The sequence below is a fragment of the Enterobacter sp. Bisph1 genome, assembly GCF_000814905.1.
Classification (GTDB): domain Bacteria; phylum Pseudomonadota; class Gammaproteobacteria; order Enterobacterales; family Enterobacteriaceae; genus Kosakonia.
Genome location: NZ_JXAG01000035.1, coordinates 146,337 through 160,276 on the forward strand (window position 1 = coordinate 146,337; position 13,940 = coordinate 160,276).

The following is a 13,940-nucleotide window of genomic DNA, read 5'->3' on the forward strand; positions in this document are numbered from 1 at the left end:
ACTGGCGCTATTTGGAAATCACACGAATGCCGTTGATGTCGAGGAAGATATTGGCTTCCAGCGCATCATTTGAGGATTTCCAGAATTCGTAGAAGTGCGTATCTCCCTGAACCGGGAGCGGTAAGGACATCCGCCATTTTTTGCCATCCAGCGCCTGATACTCCGCCATTACGCCGATATAACGCGCCTCAGGCGCGCTTTTACCGCTCAGCGTTTTAGCTAACTGGCCGGGCATCAGGAAAAATTCATCACTGTTGAGCAGGTTGGCGCCCAGAACACTATCTGCGTTGTTTTGCAGCGACCAGAAATCAGCGGACATAAATGTCGCATCCGATTTCAACAGCAACACCCTGACTTTAAGGGGAGCGGACTCATTGATTTGTGGATGAGCCCTGAACTGAAGGTTATAGCTGGTAGGTACGCTGTGTGAAGTAGAACCACAACCGCTGGCCAGGGTGGCCAGCACAAAGAAAAACGCCAGGTAAATCTGGCGTACAAACACATTATTATTCATACCAGGTACTCGTAACGGCTGGATTAATCAATGATCCACGTTCCGGAGTTGGCGTTTTTGCATGCCTTACCGCTGCCATCGACAGTCACGCAGGTCTGTTTTTTACGCTGAACTTTGCGACGATCTTCACGCAGGGTTTTTTCGTACAGCTCACTTTTAACCACCGCACGCATCGGCACGTAGCCAATCAGCTCTTCCTGGCCTTCATCGGCAATCGCCATCCAGAAATGTTCCACCTGGCCAAGCACGACGTAGGTTTTACCGGCTTGCAGCTGGCGAATGACTTTACCGCTGTAGTCCGGCGTACTCATGACCGACGCCGGATAGAGCGCGCGGTAGTCTTGCTTGACTGGCTGGAACTCTTTCGGCGCGCTAACCGCGTGACGGTGAGTCAGCGTTACCCCGTTTACTTCGCTGGTGACGATAGTGTCATCGGTCATAGCGGGTTTAGGGGGTGCTTTACACGCGGACACGCCAAATACAAAAAGAAGAGCCAAAACCATTCGCATATTCATAGATTATTTTCCGTTGCAAATATATTACCGTGTTGACCTGGAGCGTTTTGGAAAGAAGATTTTAAATCGCTCCGAATGACGCAAATCCATATCGATTAATCGTTCTGTTATTGATTAAAAGGCATGGCTACCGCACGAGCCTGTCACAAGGAAGGCCCCCTGAATATTACACTTCATTGACTAACATGACATGATTTTACAGAACATCATAACCAATTCAATATCATCTCTGACCAGTTGAAAAAGGTTTATTTAATTTTTTGCCAAAATAGGAAAATTCTCAAGAAACAATTTCATTTAAGGAAAAAATTATTAAACATGTATCACGAAGGCACTAATCACTTTACGTAACAAAAAGCTAACCACATGAATATCAATAAATATTTTCAATCAAAAATGGGTAGTCGATAGTTGAGATTTGTAGATAAGATGATTCTTAAAAAGCTTTACACCTGGTCATCAACTACAATAATTGGTAGCACAATCCCCCGATTAAGAGTGCGGATTAATCAATTTGCTGCTTATTTTAGTTATTTATTGACGCGCTATTGATAATTAGCTCAATAGAAAATTCTATATTGTGCAGAAAGAAATTGCCCTTAGCGCAACTGTCCCATACCGGTACTTTCTTTGTCCTTTTTCATACGAAAGCTTTACAGTAAAAATAGTTTAGTCAGACTTAATTGCATTGAACGGTGAATAAACGAAACCTTTCAGCTTAAAGGCACCCTGGCCCCGGTCATTTTCGCTGCGGCCGCCTTCCTGACGGTACAACCGCCCTGGCTTACGCCGCTGTTATGTAAGTTGCGTCCCCCCATTTAGCCGCCTATCAGCGCTTTTTGTTTGCCTCACCTGCGCAGGTATTTGTCTGGAATCGCGCAAAATGCCAAACCTCGCACACGATTTGTCGTAGATTCGACTATGGTTTTGGCATGGTTGATTGCAGCGCAACCGCTGTGCACCCGCTATGGAGAATCATCGATGACAAGACCTGTTCTACGCCAGCCGCGCGCTCTGTTGCTGGTTATGCAAATTGCCTTAGGCGGCACGTTTCTCGCCACCGTTCCTCACGCTTTTGCCGCTGATGCGCAAAGCCAGCCGCAGCCACCGGATATTCTGCTCGGCCCGCTGTTCAGCGATGTGCAAACCGCGAAGCTTTTCCCCGATCAGAAAACCTTTGCCGATGCGGTGCCAAAAGGCGATCCGTTGATGATCCTGGCGGATTATCGTATGCAGCGTACGCAAACCAGTTTCGACCTGCGCCATTTTGTAAACGTCAATTTTACCCTGCCGAAAAAGGCTGAAAAGTATGTGCCGCCGGAGGGACAAAACCTGCGTGAGCATATCGACGGGCTGTGGCCGGTGCTAACGCGTACCACCGACAGCGCAGGGAAATGGGATTCACTGCTACCGCTGCCGAAGCCGTATGTGGTGCCCGGGGGACGTTTTCGCGAAGTCTATTACTGGGACAGTTATTTCACGATGCTCGGTCTCGCCGAGAGCGGCCACTGGGACAAGATTGAAGATATGGTTGCCAACTTCGCCCATGAAATTGACGCCTGGGGCCATATTCCTAACGGTAACCGCAGCTACTACCTGAGTCGCTCGCAGCCGCCCTTCTTCGCGCTGATGGTTGAACTCCTGGCAACCCACGACGGGGATGAGGCGTTAAAAACCTGGCTGCCGCAAATGGAAAAAGAGCATCAGTACTGGATGGAAGGTGCCGATACGTTGCAACCCGGCCAGGCTAACAAACGGGTGGTCAAACTCAGCGATGGTACAGTGCTCAACCGCTATTGGGACGATCGCGATACGCCGCGCCCGGAATCCTGGCTGGATGATGTGACGACCGCGAAAAATAACCCGAATCGCCCGGCGACGGAGATTTACCGTGATTTGCGCTCCGCTGCCGCCTCGGGCTGGGATTTTAGCTCCCGTTGGATGGACGATCCGAACCAGCTTGGCACCATACGCACCACCAGCATTGTGCCGGTCGATCTGAACGCATTGATGTTTAAGATGGAAAAAATGTTGGCCCGCGGTTACCAGGCGGCAGGCGACAGTGCTAAAGCAAATCAGTATGACGCGCTGGCAAGCGCACGGCAGAAAGGCATTGAAGCCAATCTGTGGAATGATAAAGAGGGCTGGTATGCAGATTACGATCTGAAGACCAAAAAAGTGCGCAATCAGCTGACCGCTGCGGCGCTCTATCCCCTGTTTGTGAAAGCCGCCGCGCAGGATCGCGCCGATAAAGTCGCCCGCGCAACGAAAGAGCGTTTGCTGAAACCGGGCGGTATTACCACCACCACCGTAAACAGTGGTCAGCAGTGGGACGCACCGAACGGTTGGGCACCGCTGCAGTGGGTAGCGACCGCCGGTCTGCAAAATTACGATCAGTCGAAGCTGGCGATGGACGTTAGCTGGCGGTTCCTGACCAATGTGCAGCATACCTACGATCGGGAGAAAAAGCTGGTTGAGAAATATGATGTTAGCTCTACCGGTACCGGCGGCGGCGGCGGGGAATATCCGCTGCAGGATGGTTTTGGCTGGACCAACGGCGTGACGCTGAAGATGCTCGATCTGATCTGCCCACAAGAGAAACCGTGCGACAGCGTACCGCAATCCCGCCCGGCACAGACAGAGCAAACGACGAAAGCACAGCAGAAACCGCAAACCGAGCCGGTGCAAACACAGCAGAAACCGCAAACCGAGCCGGTGCAAACACAGCAGCAGCCGCAAACCGAGCCGGTGCAAACGCAGCAGCAGAAGCAAACCGAGCCGGCGCAAACGCAGCAGCAGAAGCCGCAAACTGACCCTCAGCAAACGCAGCAGCCGCCAAAAACTGAGGCTCAGCAGCAAGAAAAAGTCGCACAATAAACCGTGCAGCGTCATAAGCCGCAGCGTTGGTTCAGCGTTGCGGCTTTTTTGTTTTTTTTAATGTTTTCGCCAGGCGAATCTACGACCCGCTGAATGCCGCCGCATCAGATTGCAGCGCAAACCCTGCACAGCAAAAAGCCGCAGCGGTAATAAACCGCAGCGGCTTTTGATTTTTTGAGCGAAGCGGACGATCAGTTACGTCGTAACAAGCGGAACACCGCCAACACGACAATCGCGCCAAGCACCGCTATTAAAAAACTGTGCCAGTTAAAGCCGGTGATATCACCGCCATAGCCAAACTGTGTCGCAAGCCAGCCGCCGACAACGGCCCCGACAACACCCAGGATACACGTGAGAATAACACCTCCTCCATCCCGTCCTGGCATAATGAACTTGGCAATGACGCCCGCAATCAGGCCAAAAATAATCCACGCGAGAATGCCCATATTACTCTCTCCTTCTGTTAGTGTTGTTGACGCGCACGTACCCCTTCGGCAACGCGTTAGCTACATTATAGTGGGTGGTCTTAAAAGCAGTTTCTTCTCACGGACTTAATCAATAAATATCAGAAAAATTTTATGCTGTTTGCCTTAAGTTCTTGTCGGAAATGCCGATAACGCAACGAAGGTGTATGAGTCATCAAGGAGCCATTCGGCGTGAGCAATTACAGTGAGCAGTTCCTGAAACAAAATCCTCTGGCGGTGTTGGGCGTGCTGCGCGACCTGCAAAAAAACCAGGTGCCGGTGTGCATTACCTGGGGCAGCGGCCAGTTTATCAGTAAGATACTGGAGGTGAATCCAGAAGAGCTGGTAATGGATTTTGGCAGCCAGGAGTACGAAAACAACGCAGTACAGCGTGCCGGAAAGGTGACCGTGACCGCCGAAACCCAGGGTGCCAAGGTTGAATTTACACTGTCGAAGCTGCTGCCGGGTGATTACCAGACGCTGCCGGCGTTTCTCACACCGCTCCCGGAAAGCCTGTGGTTTATTCAGCGCCGGGAATATTTCCGCATCAGCGCCCCGCTCCATCCGGCCTATTTTTGTAAAGCGCTGATGCCGGATAAGAGTGAAATCCGCTTTCGTCTGTTCGACCTTTCTTTAGGCGGGATGGGCGCACTGCTGGATGGACCGCTGCCTCCCGATTTACAGCCGGGGATGCGTTTTACCAAAGTCGAACTGGATATGGCTTCCTGGGGACAATTCTATTTTGATGCCCAGCTGATCGCTATTGGCGAGCGCAAAGTAGTGGATGGCAAGAATGAAACCATTGTGACGCCGCGGCTGAGCTTTCGTTTTTTGAATGTCAGCCCCGGCGTTGAACGTGAGCTCCAGCGCATTATTTTTGCCCTTGAGCGCGAGGCGCGCGAACGCGCCAGCCGGGTGCGCTAACTACATCGCATCCATCGCTTTTTGTACCTTCCAGATATAGCGCGGCGCCTGCGGTGCAGGGTGGTTTTTAACCACATGCTGCATAAAGGCGTCAGCGCTTAAATCATTAATCTCGTCAATGGCTTCGCCCCTGTCAGAGGAAAAGGTCCGCAGCAGCGCGCCGGCACCGTTCACATACGACACCACCAGCGCATACTGCATCACTTTCTCATCGCGGATCCCCGCCAGCGGCCCATGTTCAAGAATGCTCAGATAGGCTGCCCCCATCGAGATGTTGCGTTCGGGATTCTTAAGTTCGCTCGTCGAGGGTTGGCCGGGCCAGCCCATATGGCGATAGACTTCGCGCCCGGCGGTGGAAGCTTTCAGCTGCATCAGGCCAACGGCGTTGGATTTGCTGACCAGATTCGGGTTACCGCCAGATTCAACGGCGATCATGGCGGTAATGAGACGTGGGCTGACGCCCCATGCGGCACCGGCTTTTTCAGCGATCGGCATCCACTGCATTGCGCGTTTGACCGGAACTTCCGGGTTCCAGTCCGGGTTACGGTAATCCTGACGGGAGCTGCAACCGGCCAGTAATATGACTAAAAAAGCAAACCATCTCAATTTCACGCCAACGGATCCTTATTTTGCTAGTCATCACTGCGGATGACAACGACTCAGGTTAGCGGCATGATAACTGTTTCCGTATAGATGTCAGCAAGGAAATGCCATGTCCACCTTCCACTTGATTGCCCCTTCCGGCTATTGCATAAACCAGCACGCAGCGGCGCTTGGCGTTGCCAGACTCACGCAGCAAGGCCACCAGGTTGTTAACCAGCAGGTGATTGCCCGGCGCTTTGAGCGTTTTGCCGGGCACGACGAGGAGCGTCTGGCGGATATCAACGGGCTGGCGCAGCTTGCGGGTGAGAATGTTATTGTCATGCCGGTGCGCGGGGGCTACGGCGCAGGTCGTCTACTCAATGCTATCGACTGGCAAGCGCTGGTGGCGCGCCAGCAGCAGCAGCCGCTGCTGATTTGCGGTCATAGCGATTTTACTGTGATTCAGTTGGGTCTGCTGGCGAGCGGGAACGTGATGACCTTTAGCGGGCCGATGCTGGCGGGGAATTTTGGTGCCGAAGTGCTGGATGAGTTTACCCTCGACCATTTCTGGCGCGCTATCAGCAATCCCACCTTTACCATTGAATGGCACGGCGAAGGCCCGCAGTGTGATGTCAGCGGAACGATTTGGGGTGGCAATCTGGCGATGTTAACCTCGCTTATCGGCACACCCTGGCTGCCTTCGATAGCGGGCGGCATTCTGGTGGTTGAGGACATTAACGAGCATCCCTACCGCGTGGAACGCATGCTAATGCAGCTTGTACACAGCGGGATTCTGACACAGCAGCGGGCGCTGATTCTCGGCAGCTTTTCCCATGCCCTGCCGAATGATTACGATGCGGGCTACAATCTTACTAAGATGATTGATTATCTTCGTACGCAGGTGGGTATCCCGGTGATAAGCGGGCTGGCGTTTGGTCATGAACCGCAGACGGTCACCCTGCCTCTTGGCGCAACGGCCCGCTTGCAACATGCTGAAAAGTCACAATTGACCCTTTCCGGTCATCCCACGATATTAAGGTAAAAAAAGCGCTTAATGTCCTTATTAAATCCTTGATTCTGTCGCTATTATAGGACGCGGTAATAAACCCGGTGGTACAGGCTACCGGTATTCTCACGGTGAAAATGAAGGAGAAGCAGAACATTGGACGCTGAGGCGATAATCAGACTGTTTATGTTGGGTTCAGTTCTTGTAACCTGCAGTATTTTATTGAGTTCTTTTTCATCGCGCCTTGGTATTCCTATTCTGGTTATCTTCCTTGCGATCGGTATGCTGGCCGGTATTGACGGTATTGGCGGTATTCCTTTCGATAACTACCCTTTCGCCTATATGGTCAGTAACCTCGCACTGGCGATTATTTTACTTGATGGCGGAATGCGTACCCGCGCCAGTTCGTTTCGCGTCGCCCTCGGCCCTGCGCTCTCCCTTGCCACCATTGGTGTGCTGATTACCTCCGGCCTTACCGGCATGATGGCCGCCTGGCTGTTTAAGCTCAACCTGATCGACGGTTTTCTAATTGGTGCGATTGTGGGTTCCACCGATGCGGCGGCGGTATTTTCTCTACTGGGCGGTAAAGGCCTGAACGAGCGTGTCGGCTCGACGCTGGAGATTGAATCCGGCAGTAACGATCCGATGGCGGTGTTTCTTACCATTACGCTGATTGAGATGATTCAAAAGCGCGAAGCCAGCCTCGATATCATGTTCCTTGCGCACATTATTCGCGAATTTGGCTTAGGCGTGCTGTTGGGCGGCGCGGGCGGCTATCTGCTGCAGCAGATGATTAACCGTATCTCGCTCCCGGCGGGGCTGTATCCATTACTGGCTCTGAGCGGCGGGATTTTGGTGTTCTCTGCCACTACCGCCCTACACGGCAGCGGCATTCTGGCGGTGTATCTCTGCGGGTTTGTGCTTGGCAATCGCCCGATCCGTAACCGTTACGGTATTTTGCAAAACTTCGATGGCCTCGCCTGGCTGGCACAGATCGCCATGTTCCTGGTGCTGGGGCTGTTAGTGACACCGTCTGATTTGTGGCCGATTGCCATTTCGGCGCTGATACTCTCCGCATGGATGATTTTTATTGCCCGTCCGCTTTCCGTCTTCGTCAGTCTGCTGCCGTTTCGCGGCTTTAATCTTCGCGAACGCGTCTTTATCAGCTGGGTGGGTCTGCGCGGCGCGGTGCCGATTATCCTCGCCACTTTTCCAATGATGGCGGGGCTGGATAATGCGCGGCTGTTCTTTAACGTCGCCTTTTTCGTGGTGTTAATTTCGCTGCTGTTTCAGGGCTCTTCCCTCTCCTGGGCCGCGAAGAAAGCGAAAGTCGTGGTACCGCCCGTTGGCTGGCCGGTTTCGCGCATGGGGCTGGATATCCATCCGGAAAACCCGTTTGAGCAATTTGTTTATCAGCTCAGCGCTGATAAATGGTGCGTCGGCGCGGCGCTGCGTGATTTACATATGCCGACGGATACGCGCATTGCCGCGCTGTTTCGTGATAACGACCTGCTGCACCCCACCGGTAGCACCCGACTGCGCGAGGGCGACGTGCTGTGCGTGATTGGCCGTGAAAGCGATCTGCCTGCGCTAGGGAAACTGTTTAGCCAATCGCCGCCGGTGTCGCTGGATCAGCGCTTCTTCGGTGACTTTATTCTTGAAGCCAGTGCCCGGTTTGCCGATGTGGCGCTGATTTATGGCCTTGAAGATGGGCTGGAGTATCGCGAGAATCAGCAAACGCTGGGTGAGATTGTGCAGCAATTGCTGGGTGCCGCACCCGTGGTCGGTGACCAGGTGGAATTTGCCGGGATGATTTGGACGGTGGCAGAGAAAGCCGATAACGCGATTATAAAAGTGGGCGTTCGCGTCGCAGGAGAAGAGGCGGAATAACCGCCTCACAATAAGTTACAACGTCACAACCGGCACGCGCGGTGCCAGCGCGCACATCAATTCATACCCTACGGTACCGGCCGCCGCCGCCACGTCATCAATTTTAATCTCGTTGCCCCAAAGTTCTACCGGTGCGCCAATGCCCGCCTGCGGGCACGGCGTTAAGTCGACGGTTAGCATATCCATTGATACTGCCCCGACAACCGTGGTCCTCACGCCGTCCACCAGCACCGGCGTACCTGAGGGAGCGATGCGCGGATAACCATCGGCGTAGCCACAGGCCACCACGCCAATCCGCTGCTCCCCTTGCGCGCAATAACGACAGCCGTAGCCCACCGTTTCACCGGCTTTTAGCGTCTGAATGGCAATAATTTCGCTGCGCAGGGTCATTACCGGGCGGATCCCACTGTTGGCGACATCCTGCCATAAGCCAGAAGGTGAAGCGCCGTACAGCACAATGCCGGGTCGCACCCAGTCAAAATGGCTTTTTGGATGCCATAACGTTGCGGCAGAGTTGGCCAGCGAACGCGGCGCCTCTATTCCTTCAGCGGCCAACTCTATGCGCGCCAGCGGCCTGGCAATCCCCTCTGCCCGCTCCGCTTCGGCAAAGTGGGACATCAGCGTCACCGTCGCCACGTTGGTCAACCCTTGGAGCTTCTGCCAGACGGAGTGAATATGTTCCGGCATAAAACCAAGACGGTTCATGCCGCTGTTGATTTTCAGGTAAACATCCAGCGGTGCTTGCAGATGCGCATCCTGCAATACTTTGATCTGCCAGTTACTATGCAGGCTGGTAGTCAGGCGGTACTTGTCAAACAGCGGCAGTTCATCGGCATGAAAAAAACCTTCCAGCATCAGAATCGGCCCTTTCCAGCCGCGTTCGCGCAGCAAAATCGCCTCTTCAATGTTGAGTAAGGCAAAACCATCGGTGCTGCTCAGGGCGCGCCAGATGCGATCCAGCCCGTGACCGTACGCGTTCGCCTTTACCACCGACCAGACTTTTGCCGCAGGGGCCGCGCGGCGCACCACCTGCAAGTTATTGCCGAGCGCCGCTAAATCAAGCGTGGCGAGAACCGGACGAGACATTACTGTTCCTTATTACGGTTAATTATGAGCACCGTGTAAATGCTGGGCACGCGCCGGTATGAAGCCAGGCAAGTAACGCGCCACGCTTAAATCATCGGCGGCAATTGCCGGTGTGCTGCCGGACATCAGATCGCTTAGTAACTGGCCGGAACCGCAGGCCATGGTCCAGCCGAGCGTGCCGTGACCGGTATTCAGCCACAGATTTTTATAGGGCGTGCGTCCCACCACCGGCGTACCGTCCGGCGTCATCGGGCGCAAGCCGGTCCAGAACGTCGCCTGTTCAACAAACCCGCCGCGCGGGAAGAGATCGCGTACCACCATCTCCAGCGTTTCGCGGCGCGGTTTGAGCAGCTCGGTATTGAAGCCGACAATTTCCGCCATGCCGCCGACGCGAATACGGTTATCAAAGCGGGTAATAGCAATCTTGTAGGTTTCATCAAGAATAGTGGAAACCGGCGCGCCATCTTCTTGCGCAATGGGAATGGTCAGCGAATAGCCTTTTAGCGGATAAACCGGGATATCAACGATGCCTTTTAATAAGCTGGTCGACCAGGAGCCAAACGCCATCACATAGGCATCGGCTTTAATCACCTCTTCGCCGCATTTCACACCATAGATTTTCTCGCCTTCGTACAACAGACGATCGACCGGGGTGTTGAAGCGGAAGATGACGCCAGCTTGCTCCGCCATCTGCGCCAGTTGCTGGGTAAACAGCTGGCAGTCGCCGGTTTCGTCATTCGGCAGACGCAGCCCGCCCGTTAGCTTATGCGCTACTTCCGCCAGCGCAGGCTCCACTTCCGCCAGGCGTGCCGATTCCAGTAGCTGATAAGGCACACCGGCATCCTGCAATACCGCAATATCACGGGTCGCGTTTTCGTACTGTTCGGCAGTGCGAAACAGTTGCAGAGTCCCCCCCTGCCGTCCTTCATACTGAATGCCGGTGGTTTCACGCAGCAGCTTCAGACAGTCGCGGCTATATTCCGCAAGACGCACCATCCGGCCTTTGTTTTCCATATAGTGGCGCGTATCGCAGTTGCGCAGCATCTGCCACATCCACTTGAGCTGCGATGAGGTGCCATCAAGGCTGATAGCGAGGGGGGCGTGACGCTGGAACATCCATTTTATCGCTTTAAGCGGCACCCCTGGTGCGGCCCAGGGCGCGGCATAGCCCGGAGAGATCTGCCCGGCATTACCGGCGCTGGTCTCCTGCGCCGGGCCCGGCTGGCGATCGATCACCGTCACGTCATGTCCGGCCTGACGTAAATACCAGGCACTGGTCACGCCGACTACGCCACTTCCCAATACAACAACTCGCATAACCCTCTCCTGTGAGTAAAGCACGATCGTCTGATTACAAATTGATAACTCAGATGAAAATATTATTCAACATATGGCTTTTTTATGGTGAGCTGCCTCACAGCTTCGCCGTATGACAAGGGTTTATGCTATTCAGCATCTCCTGCTGCGCGACTTTTGGCCGCAGCATAATGTTTTGTGAGGTGCGCGATTTACGCCGCTGATATGAGGAAAAATCGCGAAGAATTATTTCAGGCGCAATCACGGTTTTAATTGCGTGATCTATGCTTGAAATGAGACGCTCCATACAGAGAGTGTTGTTAACAACGAGGGCGCGCTAATGGCTACGATTGACTCAATGAATAAGGATTCTATTCGTCTGAGCGATGGACCCGACTGGACGTTCGAACTGCTGGATGAGTATCTGGCGGAGATCGACCGGGTGGCGAAACTCTATCGGCTGGATACCTATCCGCATCAAATCGAAGTGATCACCTCAGAGCAGATGATGGATGCTTACTCCAGCGTCGGCATGCCGATTAATTACCCTCACTGGTCGTTTGGTAAGAAATTTATCGAGACTGAACGGCTGTATAAACATGGGCAGCAGGGGCTGGCCTACGAGATTGTCATCAACTCAAACCCCTGTATCGCTTATCTGATGGAAGAGAATACTATTACTATGCAGGCGCTGGTCATGGCGCACGCCTGTTACGGACATAACTCTTTCTTCAAAAATAACTATCTGTTCCGCAGCTGGACCGATGCCAGCTCTATCGTCGATTACCTGATTTTCGCGCGTAAATACATCACCGATTGTGAAGAGCGTTACGGTGTGGTTGAAGTGGAAAAGCTGCTCGATTCCTGTCATGCGTTGATGAACTACGGCGTGGATCGCTACAAACGCCCGCAGAAGATCTCCTTGCAGGAGGAGAAAGCGCGGCAGAAGAGTCGCGAAGAGTATCTGCAAAGCCAGGTGAATATGCTGTGGCGAACGTTGCCCAAACGCGAGGAAGAACGCACCATCGCCGAGGCGCGCCGCTACCCTGCCGAGCCGCAGGAAAACCTGCTCTACTTTATGGAAAAAAACGCGCCGCTGCTGGAGTCGTGGCAGCGTGAGATCCTGCGCATCGTGCGTAAGGTAAGCCAGTATTTCTATCCGCAAAAACAGACCCAGGTGATGAATGAAGGCTGGGCCACTTTCTGGCACTACACCATCCTTAATCATCTGTATGACGAAGGCAAAGTCACCGACCGCTTTATGCTGGAGTTTTTGCACAGTCATACCAACGTTGTGTTTCAACCGCCCTATAACAGCCCGTGGTACAGCGGCATTAACCCTTACGCGCTGGGCTTTGCGATGTTCCAGGATATTAAGCGCATTTGCCAGTCGCCAACGGAGGAAGACCGCTACTGGTTCCCGGATATCGCCGGTTCAGACTGGCTGGAAACCCTGCATTTTGCGATGCGCGATTTTAAAGACGAGAGCTTTATCAGCCAGTTTATGTCGCCGAAGATTATGCGTGATTTTCGTTTCTTCACCGTGCTGGATGACGATCGGAATAATTATCTGGAGATTGCCGCTATTCATAATGAAGAGGGCTATCGCGAGATCCGCTCAAAACTGTCGTCGCAATATAATCTCAGTAACCTTGAACCGAATATTCAGGTGTGGAACGTGGACTTGCGCGGCGATCGTTCCCTGACGCTGCGCTATATCCCACATAACCGCGCGCCGCTGGATAAGGGCCGCCGCGAAGTGCTGAAACATGTGCATCGTCTGTGGGGGTTTGATGTGATGCTGGAGCAGCAGAACGAAGATGGTAGCGTGGAGTTACTGGAGCGCTGCCCGCCCCGCCCTAACAGCCTGTAATGACGAACCCCTCATATAAGAGGGGTTTTTCTTTGCTTATCGGCTCTGTAACGCCAAATCACCCGGCATCGTTTTCTGCATGCGATGCCAGATCTCACCGCTATCGCGACCGTAGCAGCGTACCAGCTCATAGACTTTATCATGCTGCGCGTGTTCGCAGATGTGCGCCAGCTGATGGTAGAAACCGAGCGCCAGGCTGCGGGCTTCGGGGCTTGAGAAGTAGTGACGGCCAATGCGCGTATAGAGCCCTTTCATGCCGTTGAGGATCAGGCCGTAAATGGGGTTACCGGACGCGAAAGCCAGGCCACGGAAAATATTGTAATCGAGCTCCGCAAAAGCATCGGCGTGATCTTCAACCTGCTTCGCGCTGGCCAGCACGTTGAGCGCGTCTTGCGGGTGTTGACGAAACGCGGTGCGAATAAAGATGGTGGAGATATTGGTACGCACCGACAGCAGATTATCAATCAGTTGCGGAACACTTTCGTGATCGAGACGCGCCAGGGTTTCCAGAATGTTAAGGCCGGAGGTTTCCCAGAAATTGTTCACTTTAGTTGGCTTGCCGTGCTGAATAGTCAGCCAGCCGTCCCGGGCCAGGCGCTGCAATACTTCACGCAATGTGGTACGAGTGACGCCAATCAGTTCAGAGAGTTCGCGTTCGGCCGGAAGAATCGACCCGGGCGGGAAGCGACTATTCCAGATACTTTCGATGATGTACTCTTCCGCGAAACCCGCCGGGCTCTGCGCCTTAATGACCATAGAGAGATTTCCATTACACAGCTAAGCTTGGCACTCATCATACCAGACCGTCCCCGGAGCAGATAGCGTGCCTCATGAAGAAAAAAGGGGATCGAAGATCCATTTTGGGCAATTCACGACGCTTTTTCGTAAAAGCGCCAGCTCTTTCAAGCGAAAC

12 protein-coding genes are annotated in these 13,940 nt (G+C 53.5%); 5 read left to right on the top strand and 7 right to left on the bottom strand.

Features of this window, described 5'->3' with window-relative positions:
• Positions 1–7 precede the first annotated feature (7 nt).
• Both tssJ and RW65_RS09930 read right to left on the bottom strand, forming a co-directional pair.
• A complete protein-coding gene (tssJ, locus tag RW65_RS09925; protein ID WP_039056565.1) occupies positions 8–514 on the bottom strand; it encodes a type VI secretion system lipoprotein TssJ in 507 nt (168 codons plus the stop codon).
• Between the two features lie 23 nt (positions 515–537).
• On the bottom strand, positions 538–1,029 hold the full coding sequence (locus RW65_RS09930) for a hypothetical protein (RefSeq protein ID WP_039056566.1): 492 nt from the start codon (positions 1,027–1,029) through the stop codon (positions 538–540).
• A 981-nt stretch (positions 1,030–2,010) separates the two neighbouring features.
• On the opposite strand from RW65_RS09930, the gene RW65_RS09935 reads away from it, so the two are divergent.
• Positions 2,011–3,906 (top strand): alpha,alpha-trehalase, encoded by a 1,896-nt coding sequence (locus RW65_RS09935; protein ID WP_231564379.1) that lies wholly within the window; start codon positions 2,011–2,013, stop codon positions 3,904–3,906.
• A gap of 191 nt (positions 3,907–4,097) precedes the next feature.
• On the opposite strand, the gene RW65_RS09940 is transcribed toward RW65_RS09935, so the two are convergent.
• Positions 4,098–4,352, bottom strand: a complete 255-nt coding sequence (locus RW65_RS09940) for a GlsB/YeaQ/YmgE family stress response membrane protein (RefSeq protein WP_039056567.1) — start codon at positions 4,350–4,352, stop codon at positions 4,098–4,100.
• Between the two features lie 210 nt (positions 4,353–4,562).
• Between RW65_RS09940 and ycgR the strand changes: the two genes are divergently transcribed.
• Complete coding sequence (gene ycgR / locus RW65_RS09945; RefSeq protein WP_039056568.1) at positions 4,563–5,294, top strand: flagellar brake protein YcgR; 732 nt, start codon at positions 4,563–4,565, stop codon at positions 5,292–5,294.
• Here the strand turns inward: ycgR and emtA are convergent, their stop codons facing one another.
• Entirely contained in the window at positions 5,295–5,906 is a 612-nt protein-coding gene (gene emtA, locus RW65_RS09950; RefSeq protein WP_039056569.1) for a membrane-bound lytic murein transglycosylase EmtA, read from the bottom strand.
• A gap of 100 nt (positions 5,907–6,006) precedes the next feature.
• Between emtA and ldcA the strand changes: the two genes are divergently transcribed.
• Together ldcA and RW65_RS09960 are read left to right on the top strand one after the other, a co-directional pair.
• Entirely contained in the window at positions 6,007–6,918 is a 912-nt protein-coding gene (gene ldcA, locus RW65_RS09955) for a muramoyltetrapeptide carboxypeptidase (RefSeq protein ID WP_039056570.1), read from the top strand.
• Positions 6,919–7,038: 120 nt separating this feature from the next.
• Entirely contained in the window at positions 7,039–8,772 is a 1,734-nt protein-coding gene (locus RW65_RS09960) for a potassium/proton antiporter (protein WP_039056571.1), read from the top strand.
• Positions 8,773–8,787: 15 nt separating this feature from the next.
• Here the strand turns inward: RW65_RS09960 and dadX are convergent, their stop codons facing one another.
• Positions 8,788–9,858, bottom strand: coding sequence for a catabolic alanine racemase DadX (gene dadX / locus RW65_RS09965; RefSeq protein ID WP_039056572.1), 1,071 nt, complete (start codon positions 9,856–9,858; stop codon positions 8,788–8,790).
• Positions 9,859–9,876: 18 nt separating this feature from the next.
• Positions 9,877–11,217 carry a D-amino acid dehydrogenase gene (locus tag RW65_RS09970; protein ID WP_353598751.1) on the bottom strand — a complete coding sequence of 447 codons (1,341 nt, stop codon included), beginning with the start codon at positions 11,215–11,217 and terminating at the stop codon, positions 9,877–9,879.
• Between the two features lie 277 nt (positions 11,218–11,494).
• Between RW65_RS09970 and RW65_RS09975 the strand changes: the two genes are divergently transcribed.
• Entirely contained in the window at positions 11,495–13,027 is a 1,533-nt protein-coding gene (locus RW65_RS09975; RefSeq protein WP_039056574.1) for a SpoVR family protein, read from the top strand.
• Between the two features lie 36 nt (positions 13,028–13,063).
• On the opposite strand, the gene fadR is transcribed toward RW65_RS09975, so the two are convergent.
• Positions 13,064–13,783, bottom strand: a complete 720-nt coding sequence (gene fadR, locus RW65_RS09980; protein WP_039056575.1) for a fatty acid metabolism transcriptional regulator FadR — start codon at positions 13,781–13,783, stop codon at positions 13,064–13,066.
• Positions 13,784–13,940 lie beyond the last annotated feature (157 nt).